At 71.5% G+C, this 19788-nt stretch carries 21 protein-coding genes; 9 read left to right on the top strand and 12 right to left on the bottom strand.

The genetic code is table 11. The features are described from left to right. Positions 1-43: 43 nt before the first annotated feature. On the bottom strand, positions 44-628 hold the full coding sequence (locus ACWCXB_RS00840) for a suppressor of fused domain protein (RefSeq protein WP_450717547.1): 585 nt from the start codon (positions 626-628) through the stop codon (positions 44-46). 475 nt (positions 629-1103) lie between these two features. Here ACWCXB_RS00840 and ACWCXB_RS00835 point away from each other — a divergent pair, with 475 nt between their 5' ends. Both ACWCXB_RS00835 and ACWCXB_RS00830 read left to right on the top strand, forming a co-directional pair. Beyond that, complete coding sequence (locus ACWCXB_RS00835) at positions 1104-2219, top strand: magnesium and cobalt transport protein CorA (protein WP_450717545.1); 1116 nt, start codon at positions 1104-1106, stop codon at positions 2217-2219. A gap of 12 nt (positions 2220-2231) precedes the next feature. Then, positions 2232-2792: a hypothetical protein gene (locus tag ACWCXB_RS00830; RefSeq protein WP_450717543.1), complete on the top strand. Its 561-nt coding sequence runs from the start codon at positions 2232-2234 to the stop codon at positions 2790-2792. A gap of 142 nt (positions 2793-2934) precedes the next feature. Here the strand turns inward: ACWCXB_RS00830 and ACWCXB_RS00825 are convergent, their stop codons facing one another. Continuing rightward, entirely contained in the window at positions 2935-3726 is a 792-nt protein-coding gene (locus tag ACWCXB_RS00825) for a hypothetical protein (protein ID WP_450717541.1), read from the bottom strand. A gap of 185 nt (positions 3727-3911) precedes the next feature. On the opposite strand from ACWCXB_RS00825, the gene ACWCXB_RS00820 reads away from it, so the two are divergent. The 3 genes from ACWCXB_RS00820 to ACWCXB_RS00810 are packed head-to-tail and all read left to right on the top strand — an operon-like array spanning position 3912 to position 7000. Beyond that, positions 3912-5183 carry a magnesium transporter MgtE N-terminal domain-containing protein gene (locus ACWCXB_RS00820; protein WP_450717539.1) on the top strand — a complete coding sequence of 424 codons (1272 nt, stop codon included), beginning with the start codon at positions 3912-3914 and terminating at the stop codon, positions 5181-5183. Further along, positions 5173-5823, top strand: a complete 651-nt coding sequence (locus ACWCXB_RS00815; protein ID WP_450717537.1) for a DUF1003 domain-containing protein — start codon at positions 5173-5175, stop codon at positions 5821-5823. The genes ACWCXB_RS00820 and ACWCXB_RS00815 overlap by 11 nt, the downstream gene beginning before the upstream one ends. A 43-nt stretch (positions 5824-5866) precedes the next feature. Next, positions 5867-7000, top strand: a complete 1134-nt coding sequence (locus ACWCXB_RS00810) for an Mrp/NBP35 family ATP-binding protein (RefSeq protein WP_450717535.1) — start codon at positions 5867-5869, stop codon at positions 6998-7000. A 125-nt stretch (positions 7001-7125) separates the two neighbouring features. On the opposite strand, the gene ACWCXB_RS00805 is transcribed toward ACWCXB_RS00810, so the two are convergent. The 5 genes from ACWCXB_RS00805 to sigE all read right to left on the bottom strand — a co-directional run bounded on the left by ACWCXB_RS00805 (position 7126) and on the right by sigE (position 12001). Then, entirely contained in the window at positions 7126-7788 is a 663-nt protein-coding gene (locus tag ACWCXB_RS00805; RefSeq protein WP_450717533.1) for a hypothetical protein, read from the bottom strand. A 130-nt stretch (positions 7789-7918) separates the two neighbouring features. Next, positions 7919-8359, bottom strand: coding sequence for a sec-independent translocase (locus ACWCXB_RS00800; protein WP_450717531.1), 441 nt, complete (start codon positions 8357-8359; stop codon positions 7919-7921). A gap of 176 nt (positions 8360-8535) precedes the next feature. Then, the gene (locus ACWCXB_RS00795; RefSeq protein ID WP_450717529.1) at positions 8536-10299 is read right to left on the bottom strand and encodes a S1C family serine protease; all 1764 of its coding nucleotides are present in this window, start codon (positions 10297-10299) and stop codon (positions 8536-8538) included. A 107-nt stretch (positions 10300-10406) separates the two neighbouring features. Beyond that, positions 10407-11243: an anti-sigma factor family protein gene (locus ACWCXB_RS00790; RefSeq protein ID WP_450717527.1), complete on the bottom strand. Its 837-nt coding sequence runs from the start codon at positions 11241-11243 to the stop codon at positions 10407-10409. Next, complete coding sequence (gene sigE, locus ACWCXB_RS00785; protein ID WP_450717525.1) at positions 11240-12001, bottom strand: RNA polymerase sigma factor SigE; 762 nt, start codon at positions 11999-12001, stop codon at positions 11240-11242. The genes ACWCXB_RS00790 and sigE overlap by 4 nt, the downstream gene beginning before the upstream one ends. A gap of 141 nt (positions 12002-12142) precedes the next feature. On the opposite strand from sigE, the gene ACWCXB_RS00780 reads away from it, so the two are divergent. After that, on the top strand, positions 12143-12808 hold the full coding sequence (locus ACWCXB_RS00780) for an O-methyltransferase (RefSeq protein ID WP_450717523.1): 666 nt from the start codon (positions 12143-12145) through the stop codon (positions 12806-12808). A gap of 130 nt (positions 12809-12938) precedes the next feature. Here ACWCXB_RS00780 and ACWCXB_RS00775 read toward each other — a convergent pair whose 3' ends face one another. Next, positions 12939-13106: a DUF3117 domain-containing protein gene (locus tag ACWCXB_RS00775; RefSeq protein ID WP_003966491.1), complete on the bottom strand. Its 168-nt coding sequence runs from the start codon at positions 13104-13106 to the stop codon at positions 12939-12941. A gap of 330 nt (positions 13107-13436) precedes the next feature. On the opposite strand from ACWCXB_RS00775, the gene chcB reads away from it, so the two are divergent. Beyond that, positions 13437-14237: a 2-cyclohexenylcarbonyl CoA isomerase gene (gene chcB / locus ACWCXB_RS00770; RefSeq protein WP_450717521.1), complete on the top strand. Its 801-nt coding sequence runs from the start codon at positions 13437-13439 to the stop codon at positions 14235-14237. A gap of 92 nt (positions 14238-14329) precedes the next feature. On the opposite strand, the gene ACWCXB_RS00765 is transcribed toward chcB, so the two are convergent. Both ACWCXB_RS00765 and ACWCXB_RS00760 read right to left on the bottom strand, forming a co-directional pair. Next, the gene (locus tag ACWCXB_RS00765; RefSeq protein ID WP_450717519.1) at positions 14330-14923 is read right to left on the bottom strand and encodes a DNA-3-methyladenine glycosylase I; all 594 of its coding nucleotides are present in this window, start codon (positions 14921-14923) and stop codon (positions 14330-14332) included. Further along, positions 14920-15375 (bottom strand): DivIVA domain-containing protein, encoded by a 456-nt coding sequence (locus ACWCXB_RS00760; protein ID WP_450717517.1) that lies wholly within the window; start codon positions 15373-15375, stop codon positions 14920-14922. The genes ACWCXB_RS00765 and ACWCXB_RS00760 overlap by 4 nt, the downstream gene beginning before the upstream one ends. Before the next feature lie 111 nt (positions 15376-15486). On the opposite strand from ACWCXB_RS00760, the gene folP reads away from it, so the two are divergent. Continuing rightward, a complete protein-coding gene (gene folP / locus ACWCXB_RS00755) occupies positions 15487-16359 on the top strand; it encodes a dihydropteroate synthase (RefSeq protein WP_450717515.1) in 873 nt (290 codons plus the stop codon). Positions 16360-16390: 31 nt separating this feature from the next. On the opposite strand, the gene ACWCXB_RS00750 is transcribed toward folP, so the two are convergent. Both ACWCXB_RS00750 and dapE read right to left on the bottom strand, forming a co-directional pair. Beyond that, positions 16391-17173: an LOG family protein gene (locus ACWCXB_RS00750; protein WP_450717513.1), complete on the bottom strand. Its 783-nt coding sequence runs from the start codon at positions 17171-17173 to the stop codon at positions 16391-16393. A 92-nt stretch (positions 17174-17265) separates the two neighbouring features. Then, on the bottom strand, positions 17266-18345 hold the full coding sequence (gene dapE / locus ACWCXB_RS00745; RefSeq protein ID WP_450717511.1) for a succinyl-diaminopimelate desuccinylase: 1080 nt from the start codon (positions 18343-18345) through the stop codon (positions 17266-17268). A gap of 96 nt (positions 18346-18441) precedes the next feature. On the opposite strand from dapE, the gene ACWCXB_RS00740 reads away from it, so the two are divergent. Then, entirely contained in the window at positions 18442-19389 is a 948-nt protein-coding gene (locus tag ACWCXB_RS00740; RefSeq protein ID WP_450717509.1) for a hypothetical protein, read from the top strand. Positions 19390-19788 lie beyond the last annotated feature (399 nt).

The following is a 19788-nucleotide window of genomic DNA, read 5'->3' as shown; positions in this document are numbered from 1 at the left end:
GCCCAACTCGGCCATGAGATACATCACTTCACCGAGGTTGACGTCATGTCAGGGGCACGGACCTGCGCAGCGGATCGCGCAGGTCCGTCCCGTGCTTCAGCCACCGCTCCTGGAGCTCCCCGGCACCGTGCACCCGCTTCCACGCGGCCTCGTTCGGCGTCATCGGCAGCAGCGGCAGGAAGCGCACCGGATCCATCGGCTCGGCCAGCTCCAGGTCCTCCACCAGACCACCGGACTCCGCGACCAGGGCGGACGAGAAAGGCGCCTGCGGCCATAGCGGTTCACCCAGGTCCATGGAGTTGCCCGGCGCCACGATCACGCCTTCGACCTGCGGTGACGACGCCAGCACCGCGAGCGGGCGCAGCACCTTGTCGGTGTCGGCGAGCCCGGCCCGTACCGACAGGACGAGCTCCGCGCGCGGGCCCTTCACGGGGTCGGCGAGCGGATCCTTGGGGTCGTTCATCGGCTGGGCCGACATGCCCAGCGTGGCGTACCGGACGATGTCCCCGTCGATGAAACGGAGCACCTCGATCCGGTCCGTACCGAGAAAGGTGACCGCGGCGCGCGCGTCCGGTTCGCCGAACGCGGAGCGCAGCCGGGCCTCGACCAGAGCAAGAACTTCTCCCATCCCGCGAGCATAGATCGCATCAGGAAGGGGCAAAGAAAGGGATTGACCCTCAGTCGGCTGATAGGCTTGGCCGCCTGTTCGGGACAGCACGCTGATGGGGTACCTCCCAGCGGTGGCTGGGGGCGTGGCTCCGGGTCCCGACCACACATCGTCCCCCACGGGGGACCGGCCGGAGGAGGTGGGGCTGCGGTGGATCGAAGTCGACCGTGCAGTACCAACCGCTCTTCCGCGCGACTCCTCACCGTCTGACGCCGCCCGACCCGTTCCGGCATCGTCCGACCCGAGGGCTTCCCGCACCGCTGCATCCTTGGCACCGCGCACGACGGAAGAGCACATCGTTTTTGCCTGACTGTCTGTAGCGAACGCCGTCACCGCGTCCCGCGGTGCCGCCCGCTTTGCGGACGTATCGAGAAACGTCCCCATTCCGGGCAGTGCCACGCCACGCACCGACGGCCTCTCCGTGAAGGAGCCTGCCATGTCGATGATCCGTGACCTGCGCGAAGCAGTCCGCCCGGCGCTGCGCAAGAACAGCGGCCCGTACAGCACGTACGACACCACCCGTGACCCCTCGGCCTCCAGCGCGGTCGTCGACTGCGCCGTCTACCGCGACGGCGAGCGCGTGAAGGACACGGCGTGCCTCACCCCGCACGAGGCGATGCTCCGGGTGCGCGAGGGCGGCGGCTTCGCGTGGATCGGGCTCCACGAGCCCACGGAGGAGGAGTTCGCGGGGATCGCCGCGGAGTTCGGGCTCCACCCGCTGGCCGTGGAGGACGCGGTCCACGCCCACCAGCGCCCCAAGCTGGAGCGGTACGACGACACGCTCTTCACCGTCTTCAAGACCATCCACTACGTCGAGCACGCCGAGTTGACGGCGACGAGCGAGGTCGTCGAGACCGGCGAGGTGATGTGCTTCACCGGACCCGATTTCGTCATCACCGTCCGGCACGGCGGCCAGGGCTCGCTGCGCAACCTCCGGCACCGGCTGCAGGACGACCCGGAGCTGCTGGCCAAAGGCCCGTCGGCGGTGCTGCACGCCATCGCGGACCATGTCGTGGACGGGTACATCGCGGTCGCGGACGCGGTCCAGGTCGACATCGACGAGATCGAGATCGATGTCTTCTCGGCGCCCTCGAAGGGCAGCACGCGCGGTACGGACACCGGGCGGATCTATCAGCTCAAGCGCGAGGTGCTGGAGTTCAAGCGGGCGGTGACCCCGCTGCTGCGGCCCATGCAGCTGCTGAGCGAGCGGCCCATGCGGCTCGTCGACCCGGACATCCAGAAGTACTTCCGCGATGTCGCCGACCACCTGGCCCGGGTGCAGGAGCAGGTCATCGGCTTCGACGAGCTGCTGAACTCGATCCTCCAGGCCAATCTGGCGCAGGCGACGGTCGCGCAGAACGAGGACATGCGCAAGATCACGTCCTGGGCGGCGATCATCGCCGTACCGACGGCGGTGTGCGGCGTCTACGGCATGAACTTCGACCACATGCCGGAGCTGCACTGGAGGTACGGCTACCCGATGGTGATGGTCGGCATCGTCGCGGTCTGTCTCACCATTCACCGCACACTGAAGCGCAACGGCTGGCTCTAATAGGCTGCGGGCATGAACGACGCTCAGCTCGGCAACGACGCCTCCCCTCGCTCCGCCGGGGAAGCCGCATTGCTCGGCCACGCCCTCGTCGAGGAGGCCACCAAGAAGTCCGGTCTCATCTGGGTCCGGGGCACCGGACCCTCCCGGGCCCTCTGGCACGCCTGGCACGACGGGGCCGCGCATGTCGTCGGCGACGGGCCCGGCGAGCAGCCGCTGCCCGGGCTGACGGACGGCTCCACCGCCGAGGTGACCGTACGCAGCAAGGACAAGGGCGGCCGGCTCGTCGCCTGGACGGCCGCGGTGAGCGAGTTGGCCCCCGGCTCGGAGGCGTGGGAGGCAGCGGTCGCCGAGCTGAAGGGCAAGCGGCTGAACGCACCGGACGCCGAGCAGATGACGGAGCGCTGGGCGCGGGAGTGCCGGGTGCTGCGGCTGGAGCCGCGCGAGTCGACCACCGAGCATCCGCAGGGCTCCCTGGCCGCCACCCCGCTCCCCACGACGGCCACCACCCGCCGACCGATCCCGGCGGCCCTGCCCCGCCTGCTCCTGCGCCGCGGCCGCAAGCGCGGCTCCTGAGCCTCCTGACGAGAGCCTGCCCTCGTGCGCCCGCCCCGTCCGGGCGGTCGGCGCCGAAGAGCCCCGGCTCCGCACCGGCGGCCGGTATGTCCGTCCTCGAACGCCGGACGGGCTCAAAATGGCCGCGCGCAGGCCGCAGTGCTCAGTCGCTCGTGCGCGGCAGCTCCCGGCCGTAGTCGACCGTCTCCTCCTTCGTCGGAGGCGCGAGCTCGAAGTCCTCGTTCCAGTCGGCGAGCGTCAGGACGCCCGCGCCGCCCGCGCGGGCGAACCGGAGCGGGTACGGCGTTCCCTTGAGGGAGACGTCGAGCGTGCCGCCGTCGCCCTCGCTGCCCAGGACCTTGATCGTGCGGACGCCGCCGATCGTGTCGCGGTCGCCCTTGCTGAGCTTCCCCTGCATACCGAGGAGCCCCTCCAGCAGGACGTCCATCTCGGTGAAGCCGCGCAGCTGCTTGTACGACGGGTCGTCCTCCGGGACCTTCACGTACATGTCGTCGAGCTTGTCCGCCGCGGCCGTGTCCTCCTTGCTCGGCGGCTCGGACGCCCCGTCGCCGTCGGGGTCCGAGTCCGCGTGGGCCCAGAAGTCCGCGTCGGCCTTCAGATAGAGCGCGTCCCCGACCCGCAGCAGCGCGAAGGTCGAGTTCTTCGTGGTGACCGAGCCGATCCCGCCGCTCTTCTTGAGCTGCATGTTCAGCTTGTACGTGCCGCCCTTGGAAACCAGCGTCCCGGAGAGCCGTACCGCCTGCGCCGAGTTCGCCGCGACCTTCGCCTTCGCCTCGATGGCCGGCGCCTCCAGCTTGCCGACGCCGTTCGTGCCCGCGTCCGGGTCCTCCTCGGCGCAGGCCGTGAGGGCGGCGGCCAGCCCCATGCAGAGTGCGACGGGGAGCGCCGCCCGGCGGGCGGCCCGGGCCGCGGCGGCCGGGGGGAGAGCGGTCACGAGCGCACTGCCTCTCGTACGTGTGGGGGGTGGCAAGACCGCAGCGTACCCGGGGTCATAGCACGATCTGGAGGGGAGCCGTCCGGACCGTTCTCGTAGGCGGCATGGAACGCCACGGGCTAGCCTGAAGCCGTTGAACAGCGTCATTTCGGGGCATTTCCCTCGGCATGGAGGAGGCGCGGAGCATGGCGGCAGGCGCCCCCCGGATCTTCGTCTCGCATCTCGCCGGAGTCCCGGTCTTCGACCCCAACGGCGACCTGGTCGGTCGCGTGCGCGACCTCGTCGCCATGCTCCGCGTCGGCGGCCGCCCGCCGCGGCTGCTCGGCATGGTCGTGGAGGTGCTCAGCCGCCGTCGGATCTTTCTTCCGATGACCCGGGTGACCGGCGTCGAGTCCGGCCAGGTCATCACCACCGGCGTCGTCAACATGAGGCGCTTCGAGCAGCGCCCGACCGAGCGTCTCGTCCTCGGCGAGCTCCTGGACCGGCGGGTGCGTCTCGTCGAGACGGGCGAGGAGGTGACCGTCCTGGACGTCGCCATCCAGCAGCTCCCGGCCCGCCGCGACTGGGAGATCGACAAGGTCTTCGTGCGGAAAGGGAAGGGCGGGGCACTGCGCCGCAAGGGTGAGGCGCTGACCGTCGAGTGGTCCGCGGTCACCGGCTTCTCGCTGGAGGAGGAGGGGCAGGGCGCCGAGAGCCTGCTCGCCACCTTCGAGCGGCTGCGCCCGGCGGATCTCGCGAACGCGCTGCACCACCTCTCACCCAAGCGGCGCGTCGAGGTCGCCGCTGCCCTCCACGACGACCGGCTCGCCGATGTCCTGGAGGAGCTGCCCGAGGACGAGCAGGTGGAGATCCTCGGCAAGCTGAAGGAGGAGCGGGCGGCGGACGTGCTGGAGGCGATGGACCCGGACGACGCGGCCGATCTGCTCTCCGAGCTGCCGGAGGAGGACAAGGAGCGGCTGCTCACGCTGATGCGGCCGGACGACGCCGCCGAGATGCGCCGGCTGATGTCGTACGAGGAGAGGACCGCCGGCGGCCTGATGACGACCGAGCCGATCGTCCTGCGCCCGGACGCGACGGTCGCGGACGCACTGGCGCGGGTGCGCCAGCGGGACCTCTCCCCCGCGCTCGCGGCCCAGGTGTACGTGTGCCGGCCGCCCGACGAGACACCGACGGGCAAGTACCTGGGCACGGTCCACTTCCAGCGGCTCCTGCGGGATCCGCCGTTCACGCTGGTCAGCTCGCTCGTCGAGAGCGATCTGCCGCCGCTCCCCCCGGACACGCCGCTGCCCGCGATCACCAGCTATCTCGCCGCGTACAACATGGTCGCCGCGCCGGTCGTGGACGAGAGCGGCTCGCTGCTGGGAGCGGTCACCGTCGACGACGTGCTCGACCATCTGCTGCCGGAGGACTGGCGGGAGGCCGAGTTCGAGGGGACGGTGACCGCCGATGGGAAGTGAGTACGGGTTCTCCGAGCGCGGTGAGGGCCGCACCGAGGCCAGGGAGCGGGAACGGGAGAGGGAGCGCGAACGGGAACGGGAACGGGAGCGCGAGCGCGAGCGGCTGAGTGGCGGGCCACGGCTGCGCAACCGGCTCGATGTGCCGCGCGCTCCGCGGCGCAAGGTGCTGCCGGAGTACGACCCCGAGGCCTTCGGGCGGTTCTCCGAGAAGATCGCCCGCTTCCTGGGGACCGGGCGGTTCCTGGTCTGGATGACCGTGACCATCGCCGCCTGGGTCCTGTGGAACGTGTTCGCGCCGACCGGGCTGCGCTTCGACGAGTACCCGTTCATCTTTCTGACGCTCATGCTGTCGCTCCAGGCCTCGTACGCCGCCCCGCTGATCCTGCTCGCCCAGAACCGCCAGGCGGACCGCGACCGGGTCGAGATGGAACAGGACCGGGCGCAGAACGAGCGGTCCATCGCGGACACCGAGTATCTGACGCGGGAGATCGCGGCGCTGCGGATGGGGCTCGGCGAGGTCGCCACGCGCGACTGGATCCGCTCCGAGTTCGAGGAGCTGCTGAAGGAGCTGACCAACCGGGACCATGCCCCCGTATTCCCGCCCGGCCATCACCACGGACGTGACGAAGGCGACCGCTGACGCACGTCCCCGGTGCGGGACCTGGCGCCGTACCATCGTCCGTATGGCTATGGAAGACGCGGTGCGCGAGGCACTGGCGACGGTGAACGACCCCGAGATCAACAAACCGATCACCGACCTGGGCATGGTCAAATCGGTCGAGATCGGGGACGACGGCGCGGTTGCCGTCACGGTCTATCTCACCGTCTCCGGCTGTCCGATGCGCGAGACCATCACCCAGCGCGTCACGGACGCCGTCTCCCGCGTCGAGGGCGTCACGCGCGTCGATGTGTCGCTGGACGTGATGAGCGACGAGCAGCGGCGCGAGCTCGCGGCCTCGCTGCGCGGCACCAGCGCCGAGCGTGAGGTCCCCTTCGCCAAGCCCGGCTCGCTGACCCGCGTCTATGCGGTGGCGTCCGGCAAGGGCGGCGTCGGCAAGTCCTCCGTGACCGTGAACCTGGCGGCGGCGATGGCGGCCGACGGCCTGAAGGTCGGGGTCGTCGACGCCGACATCTACGGTCACAGCGTGCCGCGCATGCTGGGCGCGGACGGCCGTCCGACCCAGGTCGAGAACATGATCATGCCGCCGTCGGCGAACGGCGTGAAGGTCATCTCGATCGGCATGTTCACCCCGGGCAACGCGCCGGTGGTGTGGCGCGGCCCCATGCTGCACCGCGCACTGCAGCAGTTCCTCGCGGACGTGTACTGGGGCGACCTGGACGTCCTCCTGCTCGACCTGCCCCCGGGCACGGGCGACATCGCCATCTCCGTGGCCCAGCTGGTGCCGAACGCGGAGATCCTGGTCGTCACCACCCCGCAGCAGGCCGCGGCCGAGGTCGCGGAGCGGGCCGGCTCCATCGCCGTACAGACCCACCAGAAGATCGTCGGTGTCGTCGAGAACATGTCGACCATGCCGTGCCCGCACTGCGACGAGATGATCGACGTCTTCGGCTCGGGCGGCGGACAGAGGGTCGCCGACGGGCTGACGAGGACGACGGGCGCCACGGTCCCGGTCCTCGGCCAGATCCCGATCGACGTCCGGCTGCGCGAGGGTGGCGACGAGGGCAAGCCGGTCGTCCTGACCGACCCCGACTCCCCGGCCGGCTCGGCCCTCCGCTCCATCGCGGGCAAGCTGGGCGGCCGCCAGCGCGGTCTCTCGGGCATGAGCCTGGGGATCACCCCGCGCAACAAGTTCTGACGCCCGTAGGGGTTGTGGGCCATCGGGTGGGTGCCACCCACCACCGGCCCGCACCTCGCGTGCGAACCCGAAGGGGGCACCGTTCCGCTGAACGGTGCCCCCTTCGTCGTGGTTCGCTCGCCGCTCTAGGCGTACGTACCCAGGTCCTGCACCACCGAGAAGCCGAGCCCGTACGCGCTCATCCCCCGCCCGTACGCCCCGACGTGCACGCCGCTCCCCGTGGACCCGGCCAGCACCCACCCGAATTCCGACTCCCGGTAGTGGAACGGCATCGGCACCCCGTCCACCGGCAGCGACAGCTCCGACCACGCCGGACCGGCCAGGTCGTCCGCGAGCTCGAACGCGGTCTCGGTCTGCTGGGCCAGCCAGTCGTCCCGCAGCGAGTGGTCCAGCTGCCCGGGCCAGGTGTACGCCAGCAGCTGCGAACCGGCCAGCCACGCCGCGGAGGAGACCGTCGTCGCGTCCAGGACGCCCGTGCCGTCGCCGCTGCGCCGCACCGGGCTCGCGCCGACCGTGACGACCACCGCGAAGCGCTCCTTCTCGACCGCCGCGGCGTCGGACTTTATCGACGGCTCGTCGCCGTGGCCCATGGACCCGTGCTGCACCGTGCCGTCCGCGGCGGTGCCGACCTGCATCAGCCAGCGCGGCCCGGTGAAGGCCTCGTCCAGCCCGTACCAGGGGAAGGGTGCGCGCAGATAGTCGTCGACCGAACGCCGGGCCACGGGCACCCCCTCAGCGGCTGATGCGCTGTGCGTGCTCCGCGTCCCTACCCGACTCGTCGTCTCCATCTACCCGGCCGCCTCCTCGATCACCAAGGTCCGGAACGGCCCACCCCCCGCGGGCGTCCTGGTTTCCGGACAGATGGAGAGGATAGCCATCTCGCACCGGCTCGTTGGGATTGATGGCGCTCAGGGGCACTCAGGTGGCGTCTGCGTCGAAGGGCGGGCGCTCGCCCTGATCGACGGTTTCGCGCTTCTTGAGCAGGTCCGGGCCGGCGCCGGGCGAGCCGTTGACGGCAGCGGGAACCGAGGTGTCGGACTCCTTGCCGTTGACCGCGTCCGCGACGTCGTTGATTTCCTTCTTCAGGTCGAAGCTGCTCCGGATTTCCTTGAGATCGTCGTTCTCGGTGAGCTGCTTGCGGATGAAGGTCTTGGGATTGAGGTCCTCGAACTCGAAGTCCTTGAATTCCGGGCCCAGTTCGCTGCGGATGTCGTGCTTCGCGTTGTCGGAGAATTCCCGGACCTTGCGGATGAACCGCGAGACGTCCTGGACGACCTTCGGCAGCTTGTCCGGGCCGAAAACGAGCACGGCGAGGACCACGAGCGTGACGAGCTCGAGTGCGCCTATGTCATTGAACACCCTGCTGCTCCTTGTGTTCGTGTTCTCCGTGCCCGCCGGTCAAGGGTGCGGTGGGACCGGCTCCACGGTACCCGGCCAATCTGTACTGGCGGTACCTTCGGGTGTCTCTTCGGGTGTCCCTTCGGGGATCGCGTCGGGGTGTCGGACGGCCCGCCGGGGGTCCCGGCGGATGCCCGTCACGTGCCGCTCGACGAGCCGAGCGTCAGCGTCTTCGTCTGCTCCTTGCCGTCCCGGGTCAGGGTCAGCTCCAGTCGGTCGCCGGGGCGGTGCGCGCGGATCTTGACGATGAGCTCCTCGCCGCTGTGCACCCGCTGGCCGTCGACCTTGGTGATGACGTCGCCGGGGCGGATGCCGGCCTTCGCTGCGGGACCGGCGGGGGTGATGGGCGGGGTGCCGTCCTTGCCCTTCTCACCGACCCGGGCACCGTCGCCCGTGTACTTCATGTCGAGGCTGACGCCGATGACGGGGTGAGTGGCCTTGCCGGTGTTGATGAGCTCCTCGGCGACGCGCTTGCCCTGGTTGATGGGGATGGCGAAACCGAGGCCGATGGAGCCGGCCTGACCGCCGCCGCCGTCGGGCCCTGCGCCGCTGTCGGCGGCCCGGATGGCGCTGTTGATGCCGATGACGCGGGCCTTGGAGTCGACGAGAGGGCCGCCGGAGTTGCCGGGGTTTATCGGGGCGTCGGTCTGCAGTGCGTCGACGTAGCTGATGTCGCTGCCGTCGCCCTTCTCCCCGCCCGCGGTGATCGGGCGCTCCTTGGCGCTGATGATTCCGGCGGTGACGGTGTTCTGCAGGTCGAAGGGGGCGCCGATGGCGACGACCGGGTCGCCGACCCGGACGTTGTCGGAGTTGCCGAGGGGCAGCGGCTTGAGTCCGGACACGCCGGCGACCTTGACGACGGCGAGGTCGTATCCGCTGTCCTTGCCGACCAGCGTGGCGCGGGCGGTCTCGCCCCCGCTGAAGGTGACGGAGATGTCGCCGGAGCTGCCCGCCGGGTCGACGACGTGGTTGTTGGTGAGGATGTGGCCCTGCTTGTCGAGGACGAAGCCGGTGCCGGTGCCCTGCTCGCCCCCGCCGCTGACATGCAGCGTCACCACACTGGGCAGGGCGCTGGCGGCGATGCCCGCGATGCTGTCGGGGGCACGCCCGGAGTCCTCCGGGCCGGCCTGGGGCAGCTCCACGGTGGTGATGCCGCCGTTCCGCTCGAGATACGCGCCGACGCCGCCGCCGAGCACCCCGGTGAGCAACGCGAAGAGCAGGGCCCCGACGAATGCGGTGCCGCGCCGGGACTTCTTCTTCGCCGGCTCCCCGGCCTGGCTCAGGGCGACCGTCCCGGAAGTGCTCCAGGGGTCGTACTGCGCCCACTGGACCGGTGCGGGCGCGGGTGCAGGTGCAGGTGCAGGTATGGGGGCAGGCGCCGCGCCCGGGCCCGGCGCGGGGTACCCGTTGCTCACGGGGTGCTGCGCCGGGACGGGTGTCCCATGCGCCGGAGTTCCCACGGGCCGCTGCACCGGCGGCGCGGGGGCCCAGGGCCCGGGGCCGCCGTAGGGCGGCGTCCGGTACTCGTCGGGCTCGTGCAGCGGCTGCGCCCCGGCGCCCTGCGGCGGGGCGGCATCGGCCACCGCCTCGTCCACCGTCTGGTCCACCGGGTCGGCCTGAGCGGGCTCATCGGCAGGTACCGGGGTCTCCGCCTCGGGCTCCCCCGAGGGAGCCGGTGCGGGCGACCCCGAGGGAGCCTGTGCAGGAGCCGGTGCAGCCAGCGGGTACTCGGACTGGTCGTCCGTGATGGCGGCGGGAGCCACCTCAGGAACGGCCGTGTCCGTCCGGGGGGCGTCGGATCCGTGCTCCGTGGGCGCCGGTGGCGTTTCCGGCGGGGAGGTACGGCGAGAAGGCCGGCTCCACCACTTCGGCTTGGGATCCGTCTGCTTCCCGTTCTCCATGCTCTCCCCGCAACTGGACCAGTCCGCGCGCCCGCCGGGCACCCCTCCCTGGATTCAACCAGGTTTGCGGATGGCATCACACAGCGCGGCCGCCCCGCCGCCCGGCGTCAGCGCCGGTTCGGGGCAGCGAGCTGGGTCGGGTACGGGGTGCCTGTGGCGGCCGGACCCGGCGCGGTGGCCGGCTGGAACGCCGAGCCCGTGGGCCGTATCAACGCCGGCGGCGCGCCTGTGAGCAGGCTCGACGCCGAGAACGGGTGGGCCGGCGGCGGCGCCTGCATCAGGGCCGGCGAGACCACGCCCCCGGACTGCTCGCTGGTCGCACCGCCACGTCGACGCCCGGCGTCCGTGCTCGATGCGGCCGACGGGGACGTGCTCCGCTGCGGCGTCACATTGTTTCCCCGCTGGTCGCCGCGGGCGGCGGCATCGCCCGATACGCCCAGCGGCAGCGTCCCGCCGAGGGCGATCGCCGCGAACGACACCGCGCTGGCCGCCGTAAGGGCGAACCTGCGTCCGCGCCACACCGAGCGCTCGGCCTCCTGGCGCCCCACGTCGTGGATACGGAATCCGGGACCGTGCCCCTGCCCAGGACCGGGCGCGTATCCGAAGCCTTCCCTCGTCATACCGAAGACGCCGTCGCCGAAGCGTCCTCCGCCGGAGCCGAACGGACCGCTTATGTCGTCATCGTCGGCGGGCGGCCCTCCGGGCGGCCCGCCGGGCAAGCCCTGCAGGCGGGCAAGGAACCCTTCGGACGGCGGCGGCGGGGCGGTCGCCGCGAACACGCTCTTCAGCCGGCGCTGTGCGTCGGCCTCGGCCTTGCATTTGGGACAGGTCGCCAGATGCGCGAGCACCCGGTCGCGCGCGTCATGTTTCAGCTCGCCGTCGATCAGAGCTGCGAGCCGGTCCCCCAGGTGCTGCTCCGCGGGGGTCGGTCCGATGCCGCTCATTGCGCACCGCCCTCCCCGGCCACGCCCGCCAGTGCGCGCTGCTCGGCACGCGCCTCGGGGGAGCGGTGCTGGAGGGCCTTGCGCAGATGCGAGCGGCCGCGGTGGATGCGACTGCGGACGGTGCCGAGCTTGACGCCGAGCGTGGCCGCGATCTCCTCGTACGACAGCCCCTCGATGTCGCAGAGCACCACGGCGGCGCGGAACTCGGGCGCCAGGGTGTCCAGCGCCTGCTGCACATCGGCGTCGAAGTGTGTGTCGTGGAAGACCTGCTGCGGGGACGGCTCACGGCTGGGCAGCCGCTCGGCGGCGTCGTCTCCGAGCGCGTCGAAGCGGATCCGCTGCTTGCGGCGGACCATGTCCAGGAAGAGGTTCGTCGTGATGCGGTGCAGCCAGCCCTCGAACGTCCCCGGCGTGTACGTCGAAAGGGAACGGAAGACGCGGACGAAGACCTCCTGGGTGAGGTCCTCCGCGTCGTGCTGGTTTCCGGTCAGACGGTAGGCGAGGCGGTAGACCCGGGCGCTGTGCGTGCTGACGATGTCCTCCCACGAGGGAGGGGTCCACGCCTGCGAATCCGCATCCGATGCGAACGTCGCGGTGGGTACGGAGTCGGTCTGGCCGGAACGGGCGTCAGCGGTGTCTGTCACGGATTTCGGCTCACCCGCCGACCTGAGGAGGCGCCTCAGCACCCCTCTCCGATCCACAGGCGCAGCCGCACCTCCCCTGTCGGCTCTGGTGGTGTCCAGTGGAGTCCCTACCATAGCCACCTCGCCCGTTAGCTCCGGATAAGAATCTTTACGCGAATTTGGGGCCGGTCGGCGGTCGCCCGCACTGCCATCCCCGCCCTTCCATAACGCCCGGTCCCATCTGCGGGTTCCCGGGCACAGCGGATACAGTCACCGTTGCGCCAACTACGGGGACAGGAGAGGGTCATTACCGCCAACCGGCAGACGAGCTGGGCGTTCGCCGACGCCTTTGTCGCCGAGGACGAAGCGTTGCGCTGGGCCCGTGAGCGGGCCCGGGAAGCAGCGCTGCCCTCGGTGTCGCCAGGCACCGGCGCCGCGCTGCGACTGCTGGCCGCGACGGCGGACGCCAAGGCGGTGGCGGAGATCGGTACCGGCACCGGTGTCTCCGGGATCTATCTGCTGCAGGGCATGCGGCCCGACGGCGTACTGACGACCGTGGACCCCGAGCCGGAGCGCCAGGGCTTCGCGCGGCAGGCCTTCCGTGCCGCGGGCTTCGCGGGGAACCGGGCACGATTCATCCCGGGCCGCGCCCTGGACGTACTGCCGAGGCTCGCGGACGGCGGATACGACCTCGTCTTCTGCGACGGCGACCGGCTGGAGTCGCTGGACTATCTCGCTGAATCGTTGCGCCTGCTGCGACCTGGGGGTCTTGTCTGCTTCGAGGGCGTCTTCGCGGACGGCCGCACGGTCGACTCGGCGGCTCAGCCGGCCGAGGTGCTGCGGGTCCGGGAGCTGCTGCGGGCGGTACGGGAGAGCCAGGAGCTGCTGCCGTCGCTGCTGCCGGTGGGCGACGGGCTGCTGTGCGCGGTACGCCGCGGCTGACACGCCGGGGCGCCGCGGCCGATACGGCCGGGGTCGCGGGGCGTCGCCCGCGGGGGCGGCTCGTACAGCTCTGCCCCGGCACGGTCGTACCGTACCGGGGCAGCGCAGAAGGGTGTGGGCGCTCCTTGCGTCAGCCGACGACCTTCTTGAGGGCGTCGCCGAGCGCGTCGGCCTCGTCCGGAGTCAGCTCGACGACAAGCCGACCGCCGCCTTCGAGCGGAACGCGCATGACGATGCCCCGCCCCTCCTTGGTCACCTCGAGCGGGCCGTCGCCCGTCCGCGGCTTCATGGCCGCCATGCTCGTTCCCCTTCCTGAAACCAGCTCATCGTCAGCCGACGGCCCCCTGGGTGGGCACACGTCACCGGCATCGAACACATTGCTTCCCAGCCATTATCCCGCATGGCAGGACCCGATGACCAACATCGGTCGGCATCGCTTGCGCAACGCGCTTTCGCAAAACCACCCAATTCGGCGATCCGCCTGCGATACTTCGCCATCGCGCTCACACAAGTGACCCACAAATCTTTGACGCACGTCACATACCGGGCCGTATGTCGGGCCTCCGCGATCTCCGTCATGCTGGGCCCGACACGATCGCATCGCCCGAGCCGCAAAGGGGACCCCGCCATGGCCGACACCGTTCTGTACGAGGTGAAGGACGGACTCGCGACCATCACGATCAACCGGCCCGAGGCCATGAACGCGATGAACGTCGAGGCCAAGGAGGCCCTCCGGGACAGCGTGCGGGCCGCCGCGTCCGACGAGGCGGTGCGGGCGGTGCTGCTGACCGCGACCGGCCGGGCGTTCTGTGTGGGCCAGGACCTCAAGGAGCACATCTCGCTGCTGCAGTCCGACCGGGAGTCGGGCACCCGTAGCACCATGAGCACCGTGCGCGAGCACTACAACCCCATCGTCCGGGCACTCACGGAGATGCCGAAGCCGGTCGTCGCCGGCGTGAACGGCGTCGCGGCGGGTGCCGGTCTCGGCTTCGCGCTCGCCGCCGACTACCGGGTGGTCGCCGACTCGGCGAAGTTCACGACGTCTTTCGCAGGGGTCGCGCTGACCGCCGACTCGGGCGTCTCCTGGACGCTGCCGCGGCTGATCGGGGCGAGCCGCGCCGCCGATCTGCTGCTCTTCCCGCGGTCGATCTCGGCTCAGGAGGCGTACGACCTGGGCATCGCGAACAAGCTCGTCCCGACGGACGAGCTGGCCGCCGAGGCCGCGGCGGTCGCGCGCGCCCTGGCGGAGGGCCCGACCCTCGCGTACGCCGCGATCAAGGAGTCCCTGGCGTACGGCGCCGGTCACTCGCTCGGCGAGACGCTGGAGAAGGAGGACGAGCTGCAGGCCAGGGCCGGAGCCTCCGGGGACCACGGGATCGCGGTCCAGGCCTTCCTCGACAAGGCGAAGCCGAAGTACCTGGGGCGGTGACGCTCCCGCGCACCGGCCCCTCCGGCCCTCCGGTGATCCGGGGTCCCCGGTGATCCGGGGGCTCCGGTGGTCCGGGGTCCCCGGTGCGTGCTCTACGCGGTGACCGCCGCGACGCGGGCCACGCAGTCCGCCAGGTGGTCGTCGACCAGGCCGCAGGCCTGCATCAGGGCGTACGCCGTCGTGGGGCCGATGAAGCGCAGGCCGCGCTTCTTGAGGTCCTTGGAGAGGGCCGTGGATTCGTCCGTGACCGCCGGGATGTCCGCGAGGGAGCGCGGCGCCGGGCGGGCGGCCGGGTCCGGGGCGTACGACCAGATCAGCGCGTCCAGCTCGCCGGCCGGCCAGTCCGCGAGCACCCGCGCGTTGGCGAGGGTCGCCTCGATCTTGGCGCGGTTGCGGATGATTCCCGGGTCGGCGAGCAGGCGCTCCGTGTCGGCGTCCGTGAAGGCCGCCACCGACGCGATCTTGAAACTGTCGAAGGCCTGCCGGAAGCCCTCGCGGCGGCGCAGGATCGTGATCCAGGACAGCCCGGACTGGAAGGCCTCCAGACAGAGCCGCTCGAACAGTGCGTCGTCCCCGTGGACCGGGCGGCCCCACTCCTCGTCGTGGTACGCCACATAGTCCTCGGTGGACAGGCCCCAGGGGCAGCGCAGCCGCCCGTCCGGGCCCGCGATCGCGCCGCCGCTCATCGCTCCTCCTCCGGCCCCGGGCGCTCGTCCCCGGGATACCCGGCGGGCCGCTCGTCGAAGTCCTCACCAGGGCGCTTGTCGAAGAAGCCGCCGGGCCGCCCGCCGGGACGGTCACCCGGCTGCTCGCCGAACAGCTCCCGCGGCCCTGTCTCCGTCGCCTGCCGCCCGGCCAGGGCCGACTCCAGCTCGGCGATCCGCGCATCCCGCTCCGCGAGTTCCGCGCCCAGCCGGTCGAGGACCTCGTCGACATCCGCCATCCGGTAGCCCCGCGGCGCCACCGGCAGCCGCAGCGCATCGATGTCCGCGCGGCCGACCGGCCGCGCCGTCGGCAGCGGGTCCACCAGCTGCTCGGGCGCCACCTCCGGAAGGACCGCGCTCTCACCGCCGCCGACCACCGCCAGGGTGACCGCGGCGACCACCACGACCATCGCGATCAGCAAGAACCAGAACACAGCGTGCCTCTCCCCGGAGCAGGAAACCGTCCGCTGCCGATCGTGCCATGCGCCACCGACAGTTAAGGTCGCAGGCGACCGATCGCGAGGAGGAAACAGCGGATGCAGGGGATGCGCAGCGGGACTCTGCGGCTGGGGCGGCGCGAATTCGGCGCGCACGAGCCGGTGATCATGGCCATCGTGAACCGGACCCCGGACTCCTTCTACGACCAGGGCGCGACGTTCCGCGACGAGCCCGCCCTCGCCCGCGTCGAGCACGCGGTGTCGGAGGGCGCCGCCATCATCGACATCGGTGGCGTGAAGGCCGGTCCCGGGGAGGAGGTGACGGCCGAGGAGGAGGCCCGTCGCACGGTCGGTTTCGTCGCCGAGGTCCGCCGGCGCTTCCCGGACGTGGTGATCAGCGTCGACACCTGGCGCCATGACGTGGCGGCGGCTGTCTGCGAGGCGGGCGCGGATCTGCTGAACGACGCGTGGGGCGGCGTGGACCCGAAGCTGGCCGAGGTGGCGGCCCGCTTCGGGGTGGGGCTGGTGTGCACGCACGCGGGCGGCGCGGAGCCGAGGACGCGGCCGCACCGGATCGCGTACGACGACGTGATGGCGGACATTCTGCGGGTGACGACCGGGCTGGCGGAGCGGGCCGTGGAACTCGGCGTGCGCCGGGACGGCATCCTCATCGACCCAGGTCATGACTTCGGGAAGAACACCCGGCACTCGCTGGAGGCGACCCGGCGGCTCGGCGAGATGGTGGAGACGGGCTGGCCGGTGCTGGTGTCCCTCTCGAACAAGGACTTCGTCGGCGAGACGCTCGACCGCCCGGTGAAGGAGCGCGTGATCGGCACGCTCGCGACGACCGCGGTGTCGGCGTGGCTCGGTGCGCAGGTCTACCGCGTGCACGAGGTCGCGGAGACCCGGCAGGTACTGGACATGGTGGCGTCGATCGCGGGCCACCGGCCCCCGGCGGTCGCCCGCCGGGGACTGGCCTGAGTCCGGGCCGAGTCCGGCTCGAGTCCGGGCCCTAGGCCTCGTAGCCCTCGTAGGGGATCGGCGGGGGCGGGCCGGTCTCCTTCGTGACGAGGGCGACCGCCTCGTCCACGTCGTCCGTGACGTGGAAGAGCAGCAGGTCCCGGGCGGACGCCTTGCCCTGGGCGATCACGGTGTTGCGCAACCAGTCGACCAGGCCGGACCAGTACTCCGTCCCGAAGAGCACGATCGGGAAGCGGGTCACCTTGCGGGTCTGGACGAGGGTGAGGGCCTCGAAGAGCTCGTCCAGGGTGCCGAATCCGCCGGGCATGACCACGAAGCCCTGCGCGTACTTGACGAACATCGTCTTGCGGACGAAGAAGTACCGGAAGTTCACGCCGATGTCGACGTGCGGGTTGAGCCCCTGCTCGAAGGGCAGCTCGATACCGAGCCCGACGGAGATGCCCCGGGCCTCCCGCGCGCCCCTGTTGGCGGCCTCCATCGCACCGGGCCCGCCCCCGGTGATCACCGCGAAGCCGGCGTCGACGAGGGCCCTGCCGATGCGCACGCCCGCGTCGTACTCGGGAGTGCCGGGGGCGGTCCGCGCGGAGCCGAAGACGCTGATGGCGCTGGGCAGTTCGGCGAGGGCGCCGAAGCCCTCGACGAACTCCGACTGGATGCGCATGACCCGCCAGGGATCGGTGTGCACCCACTCGGAGTCGCCCTCGGTGTCCAGCAGCCGCTGATCCGTGGTGCCGGGCTGGATCTGCTCTCTGCGGCGCAGCACCGGTCCCAGCCGCTGTTCCTCCGGCCTCCGTGCTTCGTCGGGGTTGCCCATGACCTGCTCCCTCCGCTGCGGTGCTCGTTCCAGGTCAGCGTAGGTCGACGGAGGTGGACACGGGCGAAATTCCGCGGGTCGAACAGTGGGGGTCAGGCTGAGAGCCAGTCCCGGAGCCGCTCCTCGCAGTGCGTGATCTTGTCGATGGCCACATGTTCGTCGCGCTTGTGGGCGAAGAGCGGGTCGGCCGGCCCGTAGTTCACGGCGGGGACACCGAGCGCGCTGAACCGCGAGACATCGGTCCAGCCGAACTTCGGCCGGGCCGCCCCGCCGACGGCCTCCATGAACGCGGCGGCCGCCGGATGCGAGAGCCCGGGCAGCGCTCCGCCCGTGTGGTCGTCGACGACGAACTCGGTGACTCCGCAGTCCGCGAAGACCTCGCGGACGTGGGCCTCGGCCTCCGCCATGCTGCGGTCCGGGGCGTAGCGGTAGTTGATCACGACGGTGCACTCGTCGGGGATGACGTTGGTGGCGACGCCGCCCTCGATCCCGACGGCGTTGAGCCCCTCCCGGTACTCGAGTCCGTCGATCACCGGGCGGCGCGGCTCGTACGCGGCGAGGCGGGCCAGGATCGGGCCGACGGCGTGAATGGCGTTGGACCCCATCCAACTGCGCGCGGAGTGTGCGCGCTCGCCTGTCGTACGGAGATGGACCCGCAGCGTGCCCTGGCAACCGCCCTCGACCTGGGCGTCGGAAGGCTCCAGCAGTACGGCGAAGTCACCCTCCAGCCAGTCGGGGTGGGCCTCGGCTACATGCCCCAGACCGTTGAGGTGTGCGGCGACCTCTTCGTTGTCGTAGAAGACGAAGGTGAGGTCGCGGTTCGGGGCCGGGACGGTCGCGGCGATCCGCAGCTGGACGGCGACGCCCGACTTCATGTCCGAGGTGCCACAGCCCCACAGGATGCCGTTCTCGTCCAGCCTGGAGGGGAGGTTGTCGGCGATCGGCACCGTGTCGATGTGGCCCGCGAGGACGACCCGCTCGGCGCGGCCCAGGTTCGTACGGGCCACGACGTTGTTGCCGTGCCGGTCGACCGTGAGGTGCGGCAGCCGGCGCAGCGCCTCTTCGATCGCGTCGGCTAGGGCCTTCTCGCTGCCGCTGACCGACGGGAAGTCGACGAGCCTGGCGGTCAGTGCCGGGCCGTCCAGGGTGAGGTCAAGCGCGGTTTCGGACATGGCACCGACCCTAGCGCCCCGCATGCGGGGCCTGTCTTGTGGATCAGGCCCCGACCCACGCCGGGACGGCGGGAGAGGGCCGGTACGGTGTGCAGCGTGACCGAGACCGCCTCCCCCGTCCGGCGCGGCCGCCTTCTGCGCAGCACGGCCGCGCTCGCCGTGCTGCTGGCGCTGGTCGCGTATGTGGTCGTGCAGTACGTGAGCGGAGGCGGGGGCGCGCCGCGGTGCGTGGTGAGCTCGGCCGACGGTGCGGATTCCGGCTCCGGCTCCGGTACGTCGTACGAGCTCACCCCGGAGATGGCCGCCAACGCCGCCACGATCTCCGCGGTCGGCACGACCCGCGGGATGCCCGAGCGCGCGGTCACGATCGCCCTGGCGACGGCCCTGCAGGAGTCCGCGCTGCGCAACATCGGGCACGGCGACCGGGACTCGCTCGGCCTCTTCCAGCAGCGCCCCTCGCAGGGCTGGGGAACCCCTCAGCAGATCCTCGACCCGGTGTACTCCGCCGGGAAGTTCTACGACCACCTCGCCGAGGTGCCGGGCTATTCGCGGCTCCCGCTGACCGAGGCGGCGCAGCGCGTGCAGCGCAGCGGTTTCCCGCAGGCGTACGCGAAGCACGAGCCGGACGCCTCCCTGCTGGCGGCCGCGCTCACCGGGCGTGCGTCCGCCGCCCTGACCTGCACGGCCGGTCGGGAGCCCGGTCCGGGCGACCCGGCCGAGCTGCGCGCGGAGCTGACCCGCTCCTTCGGCACCGGCGTGCTGCCCGCGTCCCGGGGCGTGGACGGTGGCGAGCTGACCGTGCCGGTGAACGCGACGGCCGGGGCGGGTGCGGGCAAGGGCAAGGGCACCGGCGGGGCCGCCGGTGGCGCGTCCCGGCGGGGCTGGGAACTGGCCCACTGGGCGGTGGCTCAGGCGTCCGTGCTGCGCATCGAGGAGGTCTCGTACGCGGGGCGTGTCTGGAGCGCGGCCGAGGCGGACGAGGGCTGGACGTCGACGGACGCGGGCGCCGGCGCGGGTGAGGTCAGGATCCGCGTCGCGCGGTAGGCGGGCGGGCGCCTGCCGCGGGCCACGCGGCGGAGCCGCACATCGGACACAGCCCCCGCCCCGCCCTTTCCCGAACTGGAGCTCCCCAGACCCCGTTTTACGGTGCTCCGCACCGCACTCCGGGAATGTGGCCGGTACCGTCCGGCCGGCCCGCGTGTCCGTCCTCAAACGCCGGACGGGCTTGGTGTGTGGCCGTTACCGCCGAGCGCCATGCCCCGCGGCCCCCGAATTCGTATCGCTCAGGCGTCCAGCACCTCACTCCCCCGTGGGGCCCGCGGCGCGAGTGGGCGAGATTTCTGCGGGACGTTCGGGCACGTTCGACGGATATCCGTAATTCCCTTGCGCGAAAAGGGAAGTGACGGTTCACCAAGCTGTCTGGACGCGCATTGTTCGCCCGTT

It is taken from the genome of Streptomyces sp. NPDC001514, from assembly GCF_053597075.1.
The sequence above is the reverse complement of the archived record's forward strand: the minus strand, read 5'-3'. Positions and strand labels throughout refer to the sequence as shown.

What these genes read in the sequence shown, in the direction of transcription:
- ACWCXB_RS00815 (WP_450717537.1), top strand. Translation starts at nt 5,173, where the DNA reads ATGGGAAGTGAGTACGGGTTCTCCGAGCGCGGTGAGGGCCGCACCGAG.
- ACWCXB_RS00805 (WP_450717533.1), bottom strand. Translation starts at nt 7,788, where the DNA reads ATGGAGACGACGAGTCGGGTAGGGACGCGGAGCACGCACAGCGCATCA.
- ACWCXB_RS00835 (WP_450717545.1), top strand. Translation starts at nt 1,104, where the DNA reads ATGTCGATGATCCGTGACCTGCGCGAAGCAGTCCGCCCGGCGCTGCGC.
- ACWCXB_RS00820 (WP_450717539.1), top strand. Translation starts at nt 3,912, where the DNA reads ATGGCGGCAGGCGCCCCCCGGATCTTCGTCTCGCATCTCGCCGGAGTC.
- ACWCXB_RS00830 (WP_450717543.1), top strand. Translation starts at nt 2,232, where the DNA reads ATGAACGACGCTCAGCTCGGCAACGACGCCTCCCCTCGCTCCGCCGGG.
- sigE (WP_450717525.1), bottom strand. Translation starts at nt 12,001, where the DNA reads ATGGTAGGGACTCCACTGGACACCACCAGAGCCGACAGGGGAGGTGCG.
- chcB (WP_450717521.1), top strand. Translation starts at nt 13,437, where the DNA reads ATGGCCGACACCGTTCTGTACGAGGTGAAGGACGGACTCGCGACCATC.
- ACWCXB_RS00795 (WP_450717529.1), bottom strand. Translation starts at nt 10,299, where the DNA reads ATGGAGAACGGGAAGCAGACGGATCCCAAGCCGAAGTGGTGGAGCCGG.
- ACWCXB_RS00840 (WP_450717547.1), bottom strand. Translation starts at nt 628, where the DNA reads ATGGGAGAAGTTCTTGCTCTGGTCGAGGCCCGGCTGCGCTCCGCGTTC.
- dapE (WP_450717511.1), bottom strand. Translation starts at nt 18,345, where the DNA reads ATGTCCGAAACCGCGCTTGACCTCACCCTGGACGGCCCGGCACTGACC.
- ACWCXB_RS00810 (WP_450717535.1), top strand. Translation starts at nt 5,867, where the DNA reads ATGGCTATGGAAGACGCGGTGCGCGAGGCACTGGCGACGGTGAACGAC.
- ACWCXB_RS00765 (WP_450717519.1), bottom strand. Translation starts at nt 14,923, where the DNA reads ATGAGCGGCGGCGCGATCGCGGGCCCGGACGGGCGGCTGCGCTGCCCC.
- ACWCXB_RS00790 (WP_450717527.1), bottom strand. Translation starts at nt 11,243, where the DNA reads ATGAGCGGCATCGGACCGACCCCCGCGGAGCAGCACCTGGGGGACCGG.
- ACWCXB_RS00750 (WP_450717513.1), bottom strand. Translation starts at nt 17,173, where the DNA reads ATGGGCAACCCCGACGAAGCACGGAGGCCGGAGGAACAGCGGCTGGGA.
- ACWCXB_RS00775 (WP_003966491.1), bottom strand. Translation starts at nt 13,106, where the DNA reads ATGGCGGCCATGAAGCCGCGGACGGGCGACGGCCCGCTCGAGGTGACC.
- folP (WP_450717515.1), top strand. Translation starts at nt 15,487, where the DNA reads ATGCGCAGCGGGACTCTGCGGCTGGGGCGGCGCGAATTCGGCGCGCAC.